At 71.4% G+C, this 18,929-nt stretch carries 16 protein-coding genes and 1 pseudogene; 6 read left to right on the forward strand and 11 right to left on the reverse strand.

The window, feature by feature from the left end; translation table 11 throughout:
• The first annotated feature begins 266 nt into the window (after window positions 1–266).
• Complete coding sequence (locus tag ACFUPX_RS36875) at window positions 267–1,505, forward strand: alpha/beta hydrolase family protein (protein WP_383332747.1); 1,239 nt, start codon at window positions 267–269, stop codon at window positions 1,503–1,505.
• Between the two features lie 90 nt (window positions 1,506–1,595).
• Entirely contained in the window at window positions 1,596–2,276 is a 681-nt protein-coding gene (locus ACFUPX_RS36880) for a phosphotransferase (protein WP_383332749.1), read from the forward strand.
• A gap of 265 nt (window positions 2,277–2,541) precedes the next feature.
• On the opposite strand, the gene ACFUPX_RS36885 is transcribed toward ACFUPX_RS36880, so the two are convergent.
• Window positions 2,542–2,877, reverse strand: coding sequence for a hypothetical protein (locus ACFUPX_RS36885; protein WP_383332751.1), 336 nt, complete (start codon window positions 2,875–2,877; stop codon window positions 2,542–2,544).
• Between the two features lie 185 nt (window positions 2,878–3,062).
• Window positions 3,063–3,249, reverse strand: a pseudogene (locus ACFUPX_RS36890) (acetylxylan esterase); the annotation flags it as partial.
• Here ACFUPX_RS36890 and ACFUPX_RS36895 point away from each other — a divergent pair.
• From ACFUPX_RS36895 to ACFUPX_RS36905, 3 genes are all read left to right on the forward strand, one after another.
• The gene (locus ACFUPX_RS36895; protein ID WP_383332810.1) at window positions 3,218–3,373 is read left to right on the forward strand and encodes a hypothetical protein; all 156 of its coding nucleotides are present in this window, start codon (window positions 3,218–3,220) and stop codon (window positions 3,371–3,373) included. The pseudogene ACFUPX_RS36890 and the gene ACFUPX_RS36895 sit on opposite strands and share 32 nt — an antisense overlap.
• Before the next feature lie 81 nt (window positions 3,374–3,454).
• Window positions 3,455–5,551: a TPM domain-containing protein gene (locus ACFUPX_RS36900; RefSeq protein WP_383332753.1), complete on the forward strand. Its 2,097-nt coding sequence runs from the start codon at window positions 3,455–3,457 to the stop codon at window positions 5,549–5,551.
• Between the two features lie 70 nt (window positions 5,552–5,621).
• A complete protein-coding gene (locus tag ACFUPX_RS36905; protein WP_383332754.1) occupies window positions 5,622–6,335 on the forward strand; it encodes a PspA/IM30 family protein in 714 nt (237 codons plus the stop codon).
• A gap of 47 nt (window positions 6,336–6,382) precedes the next feature.
• Here ACFUPX_RS36905 and ACFUPX_RS36910 read toward each other — a convergent pair whose 3' ends face one another.
• The 8 genes from ACFUPX_RS36910 to ACFUPX_RS36945 form a co-directional block, all read right to left on the reverse strand.
• Window positions 6,383–9,001, reverse strand: a complete 2,619-nt coding sequence (locus ACFUPX_RS36910; RefSeq protein WP_383332756.1) for a SpoIIE family protein phosphatase — start codon at window positions 8,999–9,001, stop codon at window positions 6,383–6,385.
• Between the two features lie 166 nt (window positions 9,002–9,167).
• Window positions 9,168–9,584 carry an ATP-binding protein gene (locus ACFUPX_RS36915; protein ID WP_383332758.1) on the reverse strand — a complete coding sequence of 139 codons (417 nt, stop codon included), beginning with the start codon at window positions 9,582–9,584 and terminating at the stop codon, window positions 9,168–9,170.
• A gap of 193 nt (window positions 9,585–9,777) precedes the next feature.
• Window positions 9,778–10,164, reverse strand: a complete 387-nt coding sequence (locus ACFUPX_RS36920) for a (deoxy)nucleoside triphosphate pyrophosphohydrolase (RefSeq protein ID WP_383332760.1) — start codon at window positions 10,162–10,164, stop codon at window positions 9,778–9,780.
• A gap of 18 nt (window positions 10,165–10,182) precedes the next feature.
• Entirely contained in the window at window positions 10,183–10,368 is a 186-nt protein-coding gene (locus tag ACFUPX_RS36925; protein WP_383332762.1) for an SPOR domain-containing protein, read from the reverse strand.
• 205 nt (window positions 10,369–10,573) lie between these two features.
• Window positions 10,574–12,268, reverse strand: a complete 1,695-nt coding sequence (locus tag ACFUPX_RS36930; RefSeq protein WP_383332764.1) for a purine-cytosine permease family protein — start codon at window positions 12,266–12,268, stop codon at window positions 10,574–10,576.
• Between the two features lie 178 nt (window positions 12,269–12,446).
• Window positions 12,447–13,199, reverse strand: a complete 753-nt coding sequence (locus tag ACFUPX_RS36935) for a GntR family transcriptional regulator (protein WP_383332766.1) — start codon at window positions 13,197–13,199, stop codon at window positions 12,447–12,449.
• 174 nt (window positions 13,200–13,373) lie between these two features.
• A complete protein-coding gene (locus tag ACFUPX_RS36940; protein ID WP_383332768.1) occupies window positions 13,374–14,639 on the reverse strand; it encodes an alpha/beta hydrolase fold domain-containing protein in 1,266 nt (421 codons plus the stop codon).
• Between the two features lie 95 nt (window positions 14,640–14,734).
• Window positions 14,735–15,985 carry a DUF4190 domain-containing protein gene (locus ACFUPX_RS36945; protein WP_383332770.1) on the reverse strand — a complete coding sequence of 417 codons (1,251 nt, stop codon included), beginning with the start codon at window positions 15,983–15,985 and terminating at the stop codon, window positions 14,735–14,737.
• An 82-nt stretch (window positions 15,986–16,067) separates the two neighbouring features.
• On the opposite strand from ACFUPX_RS36945, the gene ACFUPX_RS36950 reads away from it, so the two are divergent.
• A complete protein-coding gene (locus ACFUPX_RS36950) occupies window positions 16,068–17,285 on the forward strand; it encodes a serpin family protein (RefSeq protein WP_383332772.1) in 1,218 nt (405 codons plus the stop codon).
• Window positions 17,286–17,354: 69 nt separating this feature from the next.
• On the opposite strand, the gene ACFUPX_RS36955 is transcribed toward ACFUPX_RS36950, so the two are convergent.
• Window positions 17,355–18,929 (reverse strand): S8 family serine peptidase, encoded by a 1,575-nt coding sequence (locus ACFUPX_RS36955; protein WP_383332774.1) that lies wholly within the window; start codon window positions 18,927–18,929, stop codon window positions 17,355–17,357.

An 18,929-nucleotide genomic window follows, 5' to 3' on the forward strand; every position in this document is an offset into this window, starting at 1 on the left:
GTCTGGCTCGGGAGCACGTTGCGGCGGGGGGGCGCGGGGTCCCGGGGGGGGCGTGGGGGGGGCGTGCGGGTTTCCCCTCAGGCCACCCCTAGGCCGAAGACTCGGGATGTCCCCCATGGTCAGGGGCGCGTGGCGGGATCAGCATTGAGGGCATGAACTCTTCCTCGGCTGCGGCCGGCTCGGACTCGGCTTCGGGCCCGGCCTCTCGATTGGTATCTCGGTCGGCCTCTCGGTCGGCGTCCCGGTCGGCTCCGACCCGGCGCGCGGTGCTCGGCCTTGCGGCGGCCGGGCTGGCTGCCGGTGTGACGGCGGCGACGCTGGCCGCCCCGGCTCCCGCGCAGGCGCGGACTCAGGCCGGGGCTCGGACCGGGCCCCTGGGCATCGAGGCGATACTCCCCGCGCCCACGGGACCGCACCGGATCGGCACGGTGTCGACGCGACTCGTCGACACCTCACGGCACGACCCGTGGGTGAAGTCCGTGCCGTTCCGAGAGCTGATGGTCAGCGTCTGGTATCCGGCGGCGGCAGGAAGGCCGGGCGGCGCGGGACACCGCCTCGCGCCGTACATGGCGCCGGGGGCGGCAGAGCGCTGGAACTCGATGGCGCCCCACGGCATCCCCAAGGACGCGATCGACTTCGCGGCCATACGTACGCACGCGAGGGAAGGAGCCCCGGCCGACACGAGCGGCGGCCGACGGCCGGTCCTGCTGTACGCGGCGGGCGCCAACGACCCGCGGACATGGGGCACTTCGGTGGTCGAGGAGCTGGCGAGCCACGGCTATGTGGTGGTGACGATCGACCACACCTATGAGGCGCCGGGCGTGCAGTTCCCGGACGGCTCGGTGAAGGACGACGCCCCGCTCCTCAAGGCGTTCGAGGACGCCAAGCAGGACGAAGCGGTGCCGGAGCTGCTCAAGAAGGTCCTGGACGTCCGGGTGGCCGACTCGAAGTTCGTCCTGGACCGCCTCGGCTCGCTGCCGCACGGGCTGTCCAAGGTCGTGGACCAGAAGCGGGTGGGCATGTTCGGCCAGTCGGCGGGAGGGATCGCGGCCGCCGAGACGATGTACGAGGACGCCCGGGTGAAGGCGGGCATCAACATCGACGGCACCCTGGAGAACAACCCCGAACCGAAAGGCACGAACCTGACGCCGGCGGCCCAGCACGGCCTGACCCGCCCGTTCCTCCTCATGGGCAGGGAGGGGAACGACCGCACGACGGAACCCTCGTGGCGCGCGTTCTGGTCCCACACCACCGGCTGGAAGCGCGATCTGACCCTGCGCGGCTCGGTGCACCAGACATACACGGACCTGGCAGCGCTGCTCCCGCAGGCCGGGGTGGGCCGCGAGGTCATCGAGGAGCACATAGGCACGGTCGACCCGAGCCGGGCGCTTGCGGCGGAGCGGGCGTACGCGAGGTCGTTCTTCGACCGCTGGCTGCGCGGCGAGGACGACCACCTGCTGGACGGGCCTTCGGGGAAGTATCCGGAGGTGGAGTTCGCGGGGTGAGGGACCATCCCGTTGGCTCCTCTCGGCCGATGAGCGGCTCGCATCCGGATAGCCCCTGCGCATGAGGGGGAGGCCGCTTACGCTCCCGGGATGGGGATGACTGATCGACTGATCGGCTCGGGCCGCACCGCGGACGTCTTCGCGCTGGACGACACCTGGGTGCTGCGGCGCTACCGGGACGGGACCGACGCGACGGACGAGGCCGCCGTCATGACGTATCTGTCGGAGCAGGGGTATCCCGTACCGCCCATCCGCCGGGCCGAACCCGGGGCGCCGCGGACCGACCTGGTCATGGGCCGGCTGACGGGACCGACCATGGCGGAGGCCGCGATGCGGGGCGCGATCACCCCGGAGGAGGCGGCGGTGATCCTCGCCCGGCTGCTGCACACGCTGCACGCCCTTCCGGCCCGCACGTCCGCCTCGCCCGCGGACCGCGTCCTGCACCTCGACCTCCACCCGGAGAACGTGATCCTCACGCCGGAGGGCCCTGTGGTGATCGACTGGTCCACCACGGAGGAGGGCCCGCCCGGCCTGGACTGGGCGATGTCGACGCTGATCCTCGCGGAGGTCGCGGTGAGCGGCAGACCCGAGGCGGCGGGGTCACGCGCCGCCCTGGCCGCGCTCCTGACGGACGCGGCGGTCGACGTCAGCGCCACCGCCGACAGCCACCTCGCGGAGGCCCGCGCACGACGGGCGGCGAATCCGACGCTGGGGGCGGATGAGGTGCGGTGGCTCGACGCGGCCGTGGAACTGGTGCGGGAGTCGAGCTAGTTGGGAGCGCGCCGCACGCTCCGGCGCGTCCGTGCAGCCCTCGTCCACCTGCGCCGTTCCCCGTCCCGGCCGACGTCCGAAACGGACCCTGCCTTGCACGGGGTCACCGCACACGCCAACTGTGAATGCGCTTTCAATCCGGTTCAGAGCGGTCCAAGAACGAGAAACGAGCAGGAGGTCGGGTGAGCACAACCCCCACGGTGTACGACGTCGCCGAACGGCCGGGCGTATCCATCACGAGTGCGGGTGCCGGAGGAGGGGAGCGTTAGGGCGCTTCTTGGGTCTTGTCGTGCTGCTGCGCCTCTGCCGCGTGCGCCTCGTCCACCGCGTTCACCTCACACGCCTCGTGAGTCTGGGTACGCGAGCGGCGGCTGCGCAGGCGTTCCAGGGCGGCCGTGCCGAAGAGCACGAGCCCGATGGCGACGATTTTGCTCCCCTGGTAGGCAGCCGTCGTGGTGTCTCCGAGGCTGGTCCCCAGGAACACCCACAGCACCCAGGCGACCCCGGCGACGATGAGGAGGACGGCCCCGACCGGGCCGATGCCCCACCACCACGGTGCCTGGGGGTGCTCATCGGACTGGTGGCGCTCGTCGTGCGGCAAGGCTGTTCTCCAGGTCAGAGGCGGGTAGCGGTGCCCGATGCCGTCATGGCCCGGGAAAAGGAGAGACGGCGACGCGGGCCACTTGGTTGCCTGCCGAGACCCGAATGGTGGCCTGGGCCGGGGTCGCCAGCTGGGCCTTCAACTGGGGCTTGGAGAAACGGAATCCGGCGTCGGCCGCCCCGCCCGCGGGTGGTCGGCAGTGCGTCGTGCACGGCGAACTGACCCGGGGGCGGCACCGACGGGTCGAAGAGCGCGGGGGTGACCAGGGTCGGGATCCTCGGCCGCGTGACCCAGCTGGGCCGCGGCGAAACGGTCGTCCCACGGGAGGGCGAGGGCGCCGATGCCATCGCCGAAGCCTTCGCCCAGGCAGCCGGGCATGATCGCCGCCGCGCCGGCGCAGGAGCTCAGGCCCGGTCTGCCGCAGGCCCCCTTCCGGTCGGGCGGCTTCCACGCGCGCGTAGGCCCGCTGCTGGCCAAGGCGCGGTGCAGCATCTGAGCGAGCCGCCCCGGGGCCTTCGGCCGCGACCCCAAGGCCTCCCGGTCGCGCACCCCCCAATACGGCCATACGCTCCCAAATGTGACGCCGCCCCCGCACCTGGCCGTGCGGGCGACAGCGGCAGCCGCCGCACTGCTCACGTGGTGCCTGCTGCTCCTGCCCGCCCCCGCAGCATTCGCCGCCCCGGCCGACGACCCGGTCACGCTCTCGCGCGACGGCCAGATCACCGACAAGGTGGGCGCGCTCGGCGATCGCAAGGGCGCCACCGAACGGGCGCTCGACCAGCTCTACGACGACCGCGGCCTACAGCTCTTCGTCGTCTACGTGCGTGACTTCTCCGGACGCGGCGCCCAGGACTGGGCGGACGCCACCGCCGAGCGCAATGGGCTCGGTCTGGACGACGCGCTCCTGGCCGTCGCGACGCACGACCGCCAGTATGCCTACTCCGTAGACGCCGATTCCCGGCTCACCGAGGCCCAGCTCCAGGACGTCGCGACCACAGCGATCAAGCCCGCGCTGCGGCAGAACGACTGGGCCGGCGCGGCCATCGGCGCCGCGAACGGCTACCGCGCGGTCCTCTCCGGCCAGCCCGTCCCCACCCCGGCGCTCACCCCGGGGGACCCCGATCCGGGCGGCGGCGGGAGCGGCGACGACACGGCCACCGGCGACCTGGTCCTGCCCATCGTGGCGGTCGGCGGCGCGGGCGCCCTCGCGGCGGTCGCGTACAGCCGCCGCAAGAAGCGCACCAACACCCGGACGACGCCCGGAGGCGGCGGCTGGGGCAAGGGTGCGGCGGCCGAGCAGCCGACCCCGCTCCCGGAGCTCGACAAGCAGAGCAAGCAGCTCCTGGTGGACACCGACGACGCGATCCGCACCAGCTCCGAGGAACTGGGCTTCGCCACCGCCCAGTTCGGCGACGAGGCGGTGGCGCCCTTCACGGACGCGCTCGCGTACGCACGCTCCGAGCTGACGGCGGCGTTCAAGCTGCGCCAGCTGCTGGACGACGCCTATCCGGAGGACGACGCGACCCGGCGCACCATGCTGGACGAGATCGTCTCGCGCTGCACCGAAGCGGGCCGGCGCCTCGACGCGGAGGCCGCGGGCTTCGATCAGCTGCGCGCGCTCGAACGCGACGCGGCAGGGGCCCTGGAGCACGCCGAAACGGTGTTCCGGCAGGTCACCGTGCGGACCACCGCCGCCGAGAACACCCTGGCCACGGTCCGGGAACGGTACGCGCCGTCCGCCTCCGCGCCCGTGGTGGGCCATGTGGAGCAGGCCAAGGACCGACTCGTCTTCGCCACGACGCACCTCAACGAAGCCCGGCAGTCCATCGACGCGGGCGACAACGGCAAGGCCGCCGTCCATCTGCGGGCCGCCGAAGGCGCCGTCGACCAGGCGGGCACCTTCGTGGACGCCGTGGACCGCCTCGCCGCCGAGCTCGCGCTGGCCACGGAGAAGCTGCCCGACGCGCTCACCGAGACGGAGACCGACCTCGCCGAGGCCCGCGGCCTCCTCCAAGGCACCACGGCCGGCGCCTCCACGGCCGATCTGCACGGCCGCATCGCGCGCGCGCAGGCGGTGGTGGCCGAGGTCCGCAAGGCGATGGCGGCGGGCCCGCACGATCCGATCGACGCCCTGCGCCGGGTCGAGGAGGCCGACACGGTCCTAGACGAGTCCCTCGCGGGCGCCCGTGAACGCGAGGTCACCCGGCAGCGCGCCGCCACCCTCCTGGGCCAGGCCCTGCTCACCGCGCGCAGCGCCGTGGGGACGGCGGCGGACTTCATCGACACCCACCGGGGCGCGGTGGGCAGCGAGGCGAGGACCCGTCTGGCGGAGGCCCAGCGGCACCTCTCGGGCGCGGAGGCGGCCCAGGACACCGACGCCGCCGCTGCGCTCGCGGAGGCCCAGCAGGCGGACGCACAGGCCCGGCAGGCGCAGCAGCTCGCCGAACGCGACGTACGCGGCTTCGGCAACCCCTACGGAGGCGGCGGCGGGCGCGGCGGCGGCATGGGCGGCGCGGTCCTCGGCGGCATCATCCTCGGCGAGCTCCTCGGCGGCGGGGGCCGCGGGAGGAGCGGCGGGAGCTTCGGGGGCGGCGGCAGTTTCGGCGGAGGTCGGCCCGGGAGTTTCGGTGGCGGAGGGACGCGGGGGCGGATCGGCGGGGGCGGGAGGTTCTGAGCCCAGCGCGCGCAGGACGCCCTCGCAGAGGGTCTCGTACCCCTACCAACGCTCATAGAAGGAGCCCGTCATGACCAAGCAGACGATCCTCGGCCGCGTGACCCAGCTGGCCAAGGCCAACATCAACTCGCTCCTCGATCAGGCCGAGGACCCGCAGAAGATGCTCGACCAGTTGATCCGCGACTACACGAACAACATCCAGGAGGCCGAGGAGGCGGTCGCGACCACCATCGGCAATCTGCGAATGCTGGAACTGGACCACAAGGAGGACCGGGACGCGGCCGACGAGTGGGGCACCAAGGCGGTGGCCGCGAGCAAGAAGGCGGACGAGCTGCGCTCGGGCGGGAGCGCCGTGGAGGCCGACAAGTTCGACGGCCTGGCCAAGGTGGCGCTGCAGCGGCAGTTGCAGTCGGAGCGGGAGGCCAAGGACGCCGAGCCGACGATCGCCTCGCAGACCGAGGTCGTCGACAAGCTGAAGTCGGGCCTCGACCAGATGAAGATCAAGCTGACCCAGCTCCAGTCGAAGCGCGATCAGCTGGTGGCCCGCGCCAAGACCGCGCAGGCGCAGAACCAGATGATGGACGCCGCCCAGAGCATCGACGTGCTCGACCCGGCCAGCGAGTTGAGCCGCTTCGAGGACAAGGTGCGCCGCGAGGAGGCCAGGGCGCTGGGCAAGCAGGAGCTCGCCGCGTCCTCCCTGGACGCGCAGTTCGAGCAGTTGGACAGCATGGGCGACGAGGCGGAGGTCGCGGCCCGCCTCGCCGCCCTGAAGGCCACTACGTAGACGCTGCGTAGCCAGCTCCACGACAAGGAGCCATTCGGCAGCGGCCTTCAGAAGAGGCTGAGCAGCGCCTCCGCCGCGTCCATCGGCTGCACCCCGCTGTCCGGCAGCGGCATCTCGAACCACACCGTCTTGCCGCGCGGCGTCCTGCGCGAACCCCACGCGGCGCTCAGCAGCCCGACCAGCTGAAGCCCGCGCCCGCCCTCGTCCGTGTCACGCGCCCGGCGGCGGCGCGGCTGGACGAGGCCCGCGTCCCAGACTTCGCAGACCAGGGTGCGGTCGAGCAGGAGCCGCACCCGGATGTCGCCCTCGCCGTACCGCAGGGCGTTGGTGACCAGCTCGCTGACCAGCAGTTCGGTCGTGTCGCAGAGCGGTTCCAGGTCCCAGGTGCGCAGCTGCTCGCAGGCCAGTTCGCGCGCCCGGCCGACCGACTTCGGGTCGCGCTGCAGCGTCCAGTCGCCGACGGCATCGGCGGGCAGACCCTGGATGCGCGCCATGAGCAGCGCGATGTCGTCCTCTCCGTGGTGGGTGTCGAGGGTGTTCAGGACGTGGTCGCAGACGTCCTCGAGGGCCGGCGCGGGGTCGTCGAGGGCGCGTACGAAGGCGTTCAGGCCCTCGTCGAGGGGATGGTGGCGGGATTCGACGAGCCCGTCCGTGTAGAGCGCGAGGAGGGCGCCCTCGGGCAGCTCGACCTCGACCTCCTCGAAGGGCTCGCCGCCGACGCCCAGCGGCATGCCGGGCGGCACGTCGAGCATGAGCGGCGATTCGTCCGGCTCGACGAGCACCGGCGGCAGGTGGCCGGCGTTGGCGAACGTGCAGCGGCGCGTGACGGCGTCGTAGACCGCGTAGACGCACGTGGCGAGGTAGACCTCCGAAAGGTCCGTGCCGTTCGCGGAACGCGTCTGACGGGCCGCTCGCGTGGCTTGCTGGGTGCCCGAGGGGTCGCCGAGGCCGCGGGCGATCTCGTCGAGCGCGGAGAGGACCTCGGCGGGCTCCAGGTCCAGGAGCGCCAAGGTGCGTACGGCGGTGCGCAGTTCGCCCATGGCGACGGCGGCGCGCAGTCCGCGGCCCATGACGTCGCCGACGACCAGGGCGGTGCGATGGCCCGGCAGTTCGATGACGTCGAACCAGTCGCCGCCGACCTCGGTGGCCGCGTTGCCCGGGAGGTAGCGGCAGGCGATGTCAAGGCCGGACGCCTCGGGGTCGCCTGGCGGCAGCAAGGAGCGCTGCAGTATCAGCGCGCGTTCGTGTTCGCGGCGGTAGAGGCGGGCGTTGTCGATACAGACCGCGGCGCGGGCGGCGAGCTCGACGGCGAGGGCGCGATCGCGCTCCCCGAAGGGCTCGCTCCCCTTGGTGCGGGAGAACTGGGCGAGGCCGACGACCGTGTCGTGGGCGACCATCGGCACGACGAGCGTCGACTGGACGAGCCCGCCGGTGAGCCTGCTCGCGGAGCCTTCGTCGGCCGCGGAGACGAGCCGTGGCCGTGCGGTGCGCAGGGCGTCGGCGCAGGGCGAGGTGAAGGCGAAGCGGTGCACGGCGCCCACGTCGACGGGGTGGCCGCCGTCCGGGAAGGGCGCGTCGGCGACGGCGCTGGCGAAGGCGACGCGGCGCAGTTCGGCGCTTCCGTCGGCGAGTCCCGGAGGCGTCTCGTCGCCGTCGAGCAGCCCTTGGTAGAGGTCTACGGAGGCGAGGTCGCAGAAGCCGGGGACGGTGACGTCGAGCAGCTCCCGCGCGGTCGTCTCCAGGTCCAGGGAGTTGCCTATGCGGGCGCCCGCCTCGTTCAGCAGGGCGAGGTTGCGGCGGGCGTGGGCGGCCTCGCGGGCGGCGGCGTGGCGGCGGGTGACGTCGGTGCCCAGGCCCGCGACGCCTATGGGGCGGCCCGAACCGCTGTGCACGCGGTAGAGGTTGATCGACCAGTGGCGGCGATCGTTGCTGCCGGGGGCCGGGCCCACGATCTGCATGTCCGTGACGGCGTCGCCGGTGTCCAGGACGCGCTTGAGCGCGGCGGCCATGCGGTCGGCCTCGTGCCGGGGCAGGTAGTCGTGGACGGTTCGGCCGCGCTGCTCGTCGACCCCGCCTCCGAAGACGGCGGCGAAGCGGCGGTTGGCCCGCTGCACCTTCAGGTCCGTGCCGAACAGCAGGAAGCCGAAGGGAGATTGGCCGAAAATGGCCTGCGACGCGGCGAGGTCGGTCTCGATCTGCCGGAGCGCCCGGACGTCGACGACGATGCAGACGGCGGCCCGCTCACCGTCCTCCGTCCCGGTCGGCATCACGTAGACCTCGGCTATGCCTTCGGAGCCCTTGAAGGACCCCGTCCGGGACCCGTCGGGCTGCCCCGGCGCCCGGAAGGGGACCGACCCGGTCCACTCCCTGCCGTCGAGGATCTCCGCCATCTTGCGGTGCCCGCTGCTGCGCAGCTCGGGCGCGACGAAGGCCTCGATGGGGTCCCTGCCCACGGCGTCGTCGGCAGACACTCCGAACAGCCGCTCGGCCCGCAGACTCCACTGGTCGATGAGACCGTCGGGGCCGATCGAGAACGAGGCCACCTTGATGTAGTCATAGATCGAACCGGGTGGACTGCTCTGCCACATCACGTCATCCGCAGCTTCGCCCCTAGCGTCACCCGACGGCCCGTCCTGCTCCGTCGCCTTCGCTGGTATCTCGCTCACGCGAACCGTCCCCTCCAGCTCACCACGTCCGGCACCGGTCACCGGATGCAGCTGCCCGCAGTATCCAGCACTACGGAGCCACGCCACACGGCGTTCACGATCACAGCACGGACTCAACTCTTTTTGGCCCGTGACCGTCTTGTGTCCGCCCCACGCTGCCAGTCTTCTAACCCGGTAGCACCAGCTCGAACCACACCGTCTTCCCCGTCTTCCCCGTTCTGCCCTGTCGTGTCCCCCAGCGCCGGGACGCGCGGGCCACCAACTGGATACCCCTGCCCCCCTCGTCGTCGGGGGCCGCGTCGCGCTCCATGGGCGGGTCGGGAAGCGGATCGGAGACCTCTACGAGGAGTGCGTCCAGCGGACCGGCAGGGCGTACGAGGCGTACGCCGATGGGGCCCGAGGCGTGCCGCAGGGAATTGGTCACCAACTCACTCACGAGGAGGACGGTGATGTCCCCGAGGGCGGCGAGGCCCCAGGCGGCGAGCTGTTTGCGGACGACGGCACGGGCCGTGCGCACGGCGCCCGGGTCCGCGGGAAAATCCCACTCGGCGCAGTCGCCTTCGATGTCGATCACGCCGATCACGTCCAGACCAGCAACAGCGGACCCTTGTCCGGTTTCATGGGGTTAATGGGCACATACCCGATATCCCGGCGGAACTACCGCTTACCTGGGCGCACTGTGGCACGAACGGCGTAGATGGGGCTCAAGTGCGGGGTGACGTCACCTCGCGCGCTCCCCCGGTCGGCGGCACCCCGCCCAGCGGCGCCCGAGCACTTCAGCGGCACTCGATCGCGGCCGCCACCGCGGGCACGTCCGCGTCCAGCCACTCCACCGCCCAGACCTCGTCCGGCGAGAGCCACCGCAGCTCGTCGTGGTCCTCCAGGGGCTCGGGGACTCCCGCAAGGAGTTTCGCCGTCCACACCCACAGGACGTATCCCGGCTTGAGCGGCCACTGTCCCGGCACCCTGGCGACCGGCTCGGCGTCGACGCCGAGCTCTTCGCGCAGCTCCCGCACCAGGGCTTCCTCGGGGCGCTCCCCGGGCTCGACCTTTCCGCCCGGCAGTTCCCAGCGGCCCGCGAGTTCAGGGGGTGCGCTGCGCCGCGCGGCCAGCAGGCGCCCGTCGTCGTACAGGGCGGCGCCCACCACGATCCGATCCGTCATGCGCGGGAGCCTATGCGGTCAGCGCGCGCTGCCGTTCTGGATCAGCCTCTCCACCCAGTACAGCTGCTGGTTGCCGTGCTCGTCGAGACTGTCCGCGATCTTCTCGGCCTCGGCCTTCGTCGCGTACCTGCCCACCCTGTAGCGGTTGCCGTTGTCATCCTGACGTATCACGAGCCAGGGAAGTACGACCGTCCCGTCATTCATCGCGCCCCTCCGCTCGCCGCCCCCGGCGCGCGCCACGCCTCGATCAGTAAGGAAACCGCAATCCGCATATGCCCGAGCCTACGCCCGACCTTTACTCAGCGGATACGAGTTTGCACAAAGAGGTACGCAATTGGCCAACGTCGAAGGGGCGCACTTTGTCGGGTGCGCCCCTTGATGAAACTGGTTCAGCCGGTGCGGGCCCGCGTCAGTCGGCGCGCACCGTCGGCATCGGCATGAACACCGCCGCGCTCGACGGCGACGTACGGCAGACGTCGCCGCATTCCGCGTCCAACGAGCAGCACAGGGAGCAGATCGGGCCCGACTGGACCGGGCAGTCCGCGATGTCGGGGAGTTCGTACGCGGTCTCGCAGACGCCGCACGCGTGCGTGGCCGTCACGTCGGGGACCTCGACGTGGGGGCCGTTCACCGGGTTCGGGCGCGCCAAGTAGTACTTGCCCTTCGTCGCCCAGGCGATCAACGGGCAGAGGACGACGGAAAGTCCGGCCGCGATGAACGTCGAGAAGGCTTCCGCGTACTCCCCGAAGAGGCCGAAGAAGGCCAGGATCGAGACCACGGAGGCGATCACCATCGAGCCGAAACCCGCCGGGTTCACCGCGTACAGGTAGGCCCTCTTGAACTCGATGTACGGGGGACTCCAGCCCATCCTCTTGTTGATGACGAGGTCGGCGGCGACCGCCACGATCCACGCGATGCCCACGTTCGAGTAGAAGCCGAGCAGCTTGTTGAGGGCCGCGAACATGTTCATCTCCATCAGCGTCAGCGCGATGGCGAGGTTGAGGAAGATGTACCAGACCCGCCCCGGGTGCCTGTGCGTGATGCGGGAGAAGAAGTTCGACCAGGACAGCGAGCCGCTGTAGGCGTTGGTCACGTTGATCTTGATCTGGGAGACGATCACGAAGAGCGCCGCCGCGGGCAGCGCGAAGGAGCCGAGCCAGGGTTTCAGGGCCTCGATCTGCGGGGCGATCGGCTCCAGGGCGTGCGTCTTGCCGACGGCTTCGAGGGCCACGAACGCCAGGAGCGCGCCGCCCAGCTGCTTGGCCGCGCCGATGATGACCCAGCCGGGGCCCGCCGCGAGAACGGCCAGATTCCAACGCCGTTTGTTCTGCTCCGTCTTGGCCGGCATGAAGCGCAGATAGTCCGCCTGCTCGCCGATCTGGGCGATGAGCGAGAGCGCGACCCCCGTGCCGAGCCCGAAAGCGACCCAGGAGAAGCCGCTGCCCGCGCCCTCGGTGCCCCCGAAGGAGGCGAAGGCGCCCCAGGCGTCCGGCGCCTCGAAGGCGAGCACCACGAAGGGCAGGACCATGCCGATGAGCCAGATCGGCTGCGTCCAGGCCTGCACCTTGGCCAGGGCCCCCATGCCGCGGAAGACGATCGGGATCACGATGAGCGTCGTGATCAAGTAACCGGCTTCCACCGGGAGTCCGACGGCCTGGTGCATGGCCTGGGCCATGATCGAGCCTTCGAGCGCGAAGAAGATGAACGTGAAGGACGCGTAGATCAGCGACGTCAGCGTCGAGCCGAAGTAGCCGAAGCCCGCGCCACGTGTCACCAGGTCCATGTCCAGGCCGTACGTGGCGCAGGCCCGCGCGATCGGGATGCCGGTGACGAAGATGATCGTCGCGGCGCACAGGATCGAGGCGAGTCCGCTGGTGAAGCCGTACGTGAAGACGATGGACGCGCCGATCGCGAAGTCCGCGAGGTAGGCGATGCCGCCGAGCGCGGTCGAGGCCACCATCGTCGGCGACCAGCGCCGGAACGAATGCGGCGCGTACCGCAGGGAGTAGTCCTCGCGGCTCTCGTCGGCCGCCATCTTCGCGTAGCTGCGCTGGGGCGGTGGGCCGTCGGCGGCGCTGGTGTCGCGGGTGGCCGTATCCGTCATGTGGGTTCCTGTCGTCCGACCTGATTGCGGGTACGGGCGACGAAAATAGGAGCCGTGCATGACAAGTTGCCGCCAGGCGTGATTGCTCCGGCGTTACAGAAGTCGGGGGCAGGTTAACTCGCGGTCACGGCGGGCGGACGGGCCCGTCCGGATTCCGGGCGTACGCCGGAGCGCCGGGTCACCTCACCGGCAGGTGGTATGCGATCCGATACCGGTCCGCGGGCACCACGACGTCGGCCGTCTCGACCGGCTTGCCCGACGCGAAGTACGTCCGCTGCACGACGATCACCACATGGCCGGGGACGCCGCCGAGTGCCATGAGCTCCTCCGCGAGCCCCGGGCGGGCGCCGACGTCCTCCGCCACGTTGTCCACGACCACGTCGATGGCCGCCATGCGCTCGACCACTCCGCAGCCGCCGAGCGGGCCCTCTTCGGGGAGCATCACCGGAGTGCGCCCGGTGACGGCGAGGGGCTCCCAGGAGGTGGAGAGCATCATCACCTCGCCCGCGTCGCGGTAGACGTACTTGGTGCACATCACGCGGTCGCCCGTGCGAATGCCGAGCCGCTCGGCGACCGCGCCGGTCGCCTCCGCCTGCTCGCTGCGGGACTCCCACGTGCCGCGCGCGCCGTCCTCCGCCTGCTCCTGGCGGAAGGGCGTCGAGCCGCCGGAGGCTCGGTAGCCGGTACGGGCCACGCGCCGGGGCACCGGTCGCTCGCGCACGTAGGTGCCGGATCCGGAGCGTCCTTCGACCAGGCCTTCGGCCATCAGAACCTTGCGCGCTTCCAGGGCGACCGTGTCCGACACCCCGTACTCCTCGCGGATCCTGGCCTGCGAGGGGAGTCGGGTGTGCGGCGGCAGGGAACCGTCGACGATCTTCTTGCGGAGATCACCCGCGACACGCAGATACGCCGGCTGTTCACCGAAAGTCACTGGCCACTCCCATCAGGTTGACAGACAGCTACAGCCTGGCAACCGTCGGTTGTTGACCGCAACCCAAGGCCAAGGAATCACCCGAAGTGATGATTTCTAGGTGTGCAGGTCTTTACGCAGGAGCTTTCCGCGGCTATGGCGATCACTTTCCCGCAGCGGCGCAGAAGGCGGCGATCAGGCGCTCTCGCCCCGGATGGCGAGGAACCGGGAGACGGCCGATCTCGCGATCTGGCTCCCCCAGCCGCCCCAGTTCACGTCGAAGCAGTGGTCCGCCCAGGGGAGTTCGACGTACGTCGCGGGCGCCCCGGCCGCGTCGAGGCGCCGCGCGAGCTCCCGCGCCTGCGCCACCGGCACCGCGCGGTCCGCGCTGCCGTGCAGCAGGAGCGTGGGCGGCACGTCGGCGCGTACGAGCTGCGCGGGCGAACCGAGGAGGTAGCGGGCGGGCACCGCCTTCGCCGAACCGCCCATCAGACGCGGGATCATGGGGTCGCCGCGCAGCGCGGTCCCGGCGATGAGGCGCCCCATGTCGGTCGGCCCGTAGAGGGAGATCACCCCCGCGACCGAGCTGTCACGCACCGCACAGGACGCGGGGACACGGTCATCACCCTCCGTGTAGGCGGCCGCGAGGGCGAGATTGCCGCCCGCCGAACTCCCCGCGAGGACGAGCCGTTCGGGATCGATGCCGTACGCGCGCGCGTGGCGCCGCACCCACCCCACGGCGCACTTCACGTCGCCGATCTGGTCGAGCTGGGTCACGCGGGGCGCGAGCCGGTAGTCGATGTCGAAGACCGACCAGCCGCGTTCGTTGAACCAGCGGTTCCATGCGGGGCTCTGACCGCGATGCCCCTTGTTCCAGCCTCCTCCATGCACCCAGACCACGGCGGGATGACGCACCCCGTCCCGCTTCGGCAGGGTCCAGAGGTCCAGCTTTCCGCGCCGCTCGCCGATGCGGGCGTAGCGGCGCGTGCGGTCGCCGTCGGGGGCCTTGGCGTAGTTGATGCCCTCGAAGTAGGCCGTGGGGGCCAGGGGTTGCCCGTAGGCGTCGGCGGTGCGGTAGGCGGCGGCGTACGGCATGACTCCGTAGACGAGCGCGACGAACGCGGTCAGTACGGCGAACACGGCGCACCAGGGGTGCCGCCGCCCCGCGGCCACACCGGCCACCAGGCCGATGACCGCGGGCGGCACGAGCACGAGCCCCCAGGAGGTGACCGCCGCCGCGACGAGCACCAGGAGGGGGATGCGGGGCAGCGGGGCGGCGACGAGCACGACAAGGGCGGCGTTCAGGAGGGCGACGACGACGAGGAGTCCGCGGGAGAGGTGCGCGAGGCACGAAACCCTGGGCCCGTTCCTGCCGTTGCGGCTACCCCTTCGGGGAGAGTCCGACCGCGCGGGCCCGGTGGTGCGCTGGGCCGCGACGGTCGGCGTCATGACGGTCGTCACGCCGAAGAACTATCACAGAAGCGGACAAAAAGCCCTTAGGGTGAGCGGGCCCCGCGGCTGCCGGACCCGCTTGTCACACCGCCCGGACCCGCTTGTCACACCGCCGCGCCCGCCCCGCCTCCGCCGCCCTCGTGGCCCTCGCCCTCGCCGCCGTCGAAGCCTCCGCCGCCGCCCCCGGGGGTCGCGTCACGAGGTGAAGTGGTGGCCAGGCCCAGGGATTTGCGGGCCGCCGCCTCGCGCTCGCCGCTGATGTGCCGCTGCGCCGGTACGTAGTGCTCGTCGAAGGCGTCGGCGTCCTTGGCGGTGGACGCCTTCTTCCACTGCTCGCGGTTCTGCTCGATCGCGCCCAGGAGGTCGGTGACGTCGGCGTCCGCCTTCGCGGGCCAGTGGTGCGCGCGCAGCAGCCTGGCCTGCCCGGCGAGGCCCTTCTCGACGCGGCCCGCCCACTCCTTGTGGCCCGGCAGGTCGTCCTCGAAGCGCTCCGTGTCGGGCTCGGTCCCGTACGCGTCGTAGAGGACCTTGTCCGCCTTCAGGTAGGCGAGCTGGTCGGCGTCGAGGTTCGTCGCGTCGCGGCGCATCGAGCCCTTGAGGGTGCGCTTCTCCTCCGCGACTCCGTAGAGGCAGGTGATGTGACGGTCGCCCTGGCTCCAGGTGTCCTGGTCGGGCATGAAGTAGGTGAGCTCGGCGTCGCCGAGGTCGGCCCAGGAGTCGAGTACGTACGAGCCGTGCAGGTCGACGCACTTGCGCTCGGCGAGCGAGGTGAGCGCGGCCTCGCCCGGGAAGGTCTCGTGGTCCACCCGGAACTGGGCGAGGACCTCACCGTCGTGCCGCGAGGCGCAGGGTGTCTCATCGATCTCGAAGGTGTACTTGGCGCCTTCGAGGTCGCTGCCGGGGACGTTGAAACACTCTCCCTTGCCGACGGGGAACCCGGAGCTGGTCCGGGATGCGCGCGCGGCGTCCCTGAAGCCGTCCATGAAGTCACGGGCGCCCCCGGTGACGACGGCGAGCACCAGCAGCACGACACCGGCCACGGAGAGGATGCTGCCCGCGATCGCCATGCCCTTGCCGCGCTCGCCCTTCTTCGCGATCTGCGAGAGCGCGACGAGGCCGAGGACCAGACCGACGCCGGGTATGCAGCACAGGATGCCGAGGACGAGCGAGGCGATCGCGAAGCCGTTGACCGGAGGACGGGAGTAGGGCGAATACACTCCGGGCCACCGCTGGTACGGGACCTGGGGCCCGCCCGGGTACGGGGGCTGGGGCATACCCGGGTACGGGGGCTGCGCGGGCGGCCCGTACGGCTGCTGGGGGCTGCCGCCGATGCCGGGCGGCGGGGGTATGTCCACGGGTGGCGTGCTCCTGGTTCGGACGGGTCGGTCGGTGCGGGGAGGCACCGCATCGTATGCGGGGCACGGGCGAGGGGACCAAATGGGCACATCTGGCGTCATAGTGAGAGCCGTCAACGCCCTGACCGCACGCTGGGCGCAGACGGCCCCCACGGGCAGCGGCACCGTCTTCTCCGCGGCGGGCGTCTGGCCCCTGCTGGCCTTCCTGGCGGCCGGAGCGGACGGCGGGGCAAGGCAGGAGCTGACCGAGGCCGTCGGTCTCCCTGCCGGCCAGGCAGCGGGCGCGGCACGGCACATGCTGGCCTCGCTGGACGCGATGCGGGGCGTGGACGCGGCCGTCGGGATGTGGACCGGGCGCACGCTGGAGCTCCGGGAAGAGTGGCTGGCGGACATCCCCTTGGGGGCGCTCGGCGTGCTCACCGGGGACCCCGAAGCGGACGCCTCGGCACTGGACGCGTGGGCTTCGAAGCGCACCGGCGGGCAGATCGACCGGATGCCGCTCCGGCCGGACGGGAACACGGAGTTCGTTCTCGCGAGCGCGCTGGCCCTGCGCACGGAGTGGTTCAGGCCCTTCACCGAGGGCCTCTTGTGGCCCGAGAGCGGCCCGTGGGAAGGCCGTGGCCTGGCGGCCCTCCACCGCACCACGTCACTTCTCGACCGCGTCGGCGTCGCTTGGACCCCGGCCGGAACGGTCACCGAGCTGAAGGTCCTCGGCGACACCGGTATCGACGTCCATCTCCTCCTCGGGGAGGACGGGATGAGCCCCGGTCAGGTGCTCGGCGCGGGCGTGGACATCCTCGCGCGCACGCGTGCGGTGCTCCCGGGCACTCGGCTGCCGTACGGGGACGCCGGTCCCGGCCTGAGCGTGCGCAGGGTGCGCCACCCGCGGCCCACGCCTCCGACGCTGAACGTCACCACCGTGCCGTTCTCGGTCTCGGCGCGGCACGACCTGCTCGACCAGAGCCCGCTGTTCGGCCTCACCACGGCGACGACGGACAAAGAAGAGGGCCACTTCCCCGGCATCGGCAGCCGCCCGCTGAAGATCCAGAACGGCGCGCAGGCCGCCACCGCCACCTTCGGAGCACTCGGTTTCCGGGCGGCGACGGTCGCGGCGTTCGCCATGACGGCTTCGGGCGTCCCCGAGGAGCGCTACCTGACCACCGAGGTGGACGCGACCTTCGACCGGCCCTTCGGGTTCCTCGCCGTCCACCGCACCTCACGCCTCGTCCTCGCGGCGGGCTGGGTCACCGACCCGGAGCCGTACCGCGAGGACGAGTTCAGCTCAACGCCTTGGGCCTAGAGCCTTGGGCTCTGAGCCATGAGCCAAGCCCTGAGCCAAGCCCTGAGCCATGAGCCATGAGCTTTCGACCTAGAACTGCAGGCCCCAGGAGTCGATCTTCCCGACGTCCTGCGCCGCGTTGTCACTCACCCGCAGCTTCCACGTCCCGTTGGCCGTCTCGGACGACGCGTTCACCGTGTACGTGGTGTTGATGTCGTCCGAACTGCCGCCGGTGCCATACCCCTTCAGCGTGTACGCGGTGCCGTCGGGCGCGATCAGCTGCACCTGGAGGTCACCCACATAGGTGTGCTTGATGGCGACCGGCACGCTCAGGCTCGCGGGCGCGTTGCCCGCGACGCCACTCACGGTGACCGGCGATTCGACCGTGGCGTTGTCGCTGATCGCGTAGTCGGTCGTGTTCTCGAACTTGGGGCCCGGAGGGTTCGTCGAACCCGGTCCCACGTTCAGGAGGCGGTTGGGCGAGCCGGTTCCGGGGCTGGTGACGACGCCGGTGGAGGCGGCGGCGACCAGAGCCGCGGACACCTGCGCCGGGGTCGCCGCGCGGTTGTCGGCGAGGTAGAGCGCCGCGGCGCCCGCGGTGTGCGGGGACGCCATCGACGTACCGGAGATGGTGTTCGTCGCCGTGTCGCTGGTGTTCCAGGACGAGGTGATGGACGAACCGGGCGCGAACAGGTCCAGGACGGCGCCGAAGTTCGAGTAGCTCGCCTTGGCGTCGGTGTTCGTGGTGGCGCCGACCGTGATGGCCTCGCTCACGCGCGCGGGAGAGCGCGTGGAGGCGTTGACCGACTCGTTGCCGGCCGCGACGGCGAAGGTGATGCCGGACGCGATGGCGTTGCGTACGGCCGTGTCCAGGGCGCTGTCGGCGCCGCCGCCGAGCGACATGTTCGCGACGGCGGGCTTGACCGCGTTCTGGGTCACCCAGTCGATCCCGGCGACGACCTGCGCGGTGGTGCCGGAGCCCTGGTTGTTCAGGACGCGCACACCGACGATCTTCGCCTTCTTGGCGACGCCGTGCAGGGTTCCTGCGACGGTGCCCGCGACGTGCGTGCCGTGGCCGTGGCCGTCCTGCGCGGTGTTGTCGTTGTCGATGGCGTCATAGCCGTATGAAGCACGGCCGCCGAAGTCGCTGTGGCTGATGCGGACTCCGGTGTCGATGACGTACGCCGTGACGCCCTCACCGGCGGAGTCCGGGTAGGTGTAGGAGTTGTTCAGCGGGAGCGTCTTCTGGTCGATGCGGTCCAGGCCCCAGGACGGCGGGTTCGGCTGGGTGGCGTCGACCGTGAACGTCCGGTTCTGCACGACGGAATCGACCGCCGGGTCCGCGGCGAACTTCTTGGCCTCGGCCGCGGAGAGCTCGACCGCGTAGCCGTTGAGCGCCTTCTTGTACGTGCGCTTGATCTCGGCGCCGTACTCGTCGGCCAGCGCCTTGCCCGCCTTGGAGCCCGCCTTCGCGGCGTCCTCGTCGAGGGTGACTATGTAGCTGCCCGGTATCGCGCCGGGAGCTCCCGCGTTCTCGATCGCGCCTACGGCCTGACCCGGTTGCGCGGTCGCGGGGAGGGCGGAGACGACGCCGAGGGCGAGGGCCGCGACCGCTGTCGCGCTGATCCCGGCCAGTCTTCGGCGGGTATGACGCATCACTGCCAT

This window comes from Streptomyces sp. NPDC057302 (assembly GCF_042667685.1).
In the GTDB taxonomy this organism is placed as follows: domain Bacteria; phylum Actinomycetota; class Actinomycetes; order Streptomycetales; family Streptomycetaceae; genus Streptomyces.

Coding starts and splice junctions, on each gene's coding strand:
- ACFUPX_RS36905 (WP_383332754.1), top strand. CDS start 5,622: ATGACCAAGCAGACGATCCTCGGCCGCGTGACCCAGCTGGCCAAGGCC.
- ACFUPX_RS36930 (WP_383332764.1), bottom strand. CDS start 12,268: ATGACGGATACGGCCACCCGCGACACCAGCGCCGCCGACGGCCCACCG.
- ACFUPX_RS36880 (WP_383332749.1), top strand. CDS start 1,596: ATGGGGATGACTGATCGACTGATCGGCTCGGGCCGCACCGCGGACGTC.
- ACFUPX_RS36920 (WP_383332760.1), bottom strand. CDS start 10,164: ATGACGGATCGGATCGTGGTGGGCGCCGCCCTGTACGACGACGGGCGC.
- ACFUPX_RS36955 (WP_383332774.1), bottom strand. CDS start 18,929: ATGGCAGTGATGCGTCATACCCGCCGAAGACTGGCCGGGATCAGCGCG.
- ACFUPX_RS36925 (WP_383332762.1), bottom strand. CDS start 10,368: ATGAATGACGGGACGGTCGTACTTCCCTGGCTCGTGATACGTCAGGAT.
- ACFUPX_RS36950 (WP_383332772.1), top strand. CDS start 16,068: ATGGGCACATCTGGCGTCATAGTGAGAGCCGTCAACGCCCTGACCGCA.
- ACFUPX_RS36895 (WP_383332810.1), top strand. CDS start 3,218: ATGCCATCGCCGAAGCCTTCGCCCAGGCAGCCGGGCATGATCGCCGCC.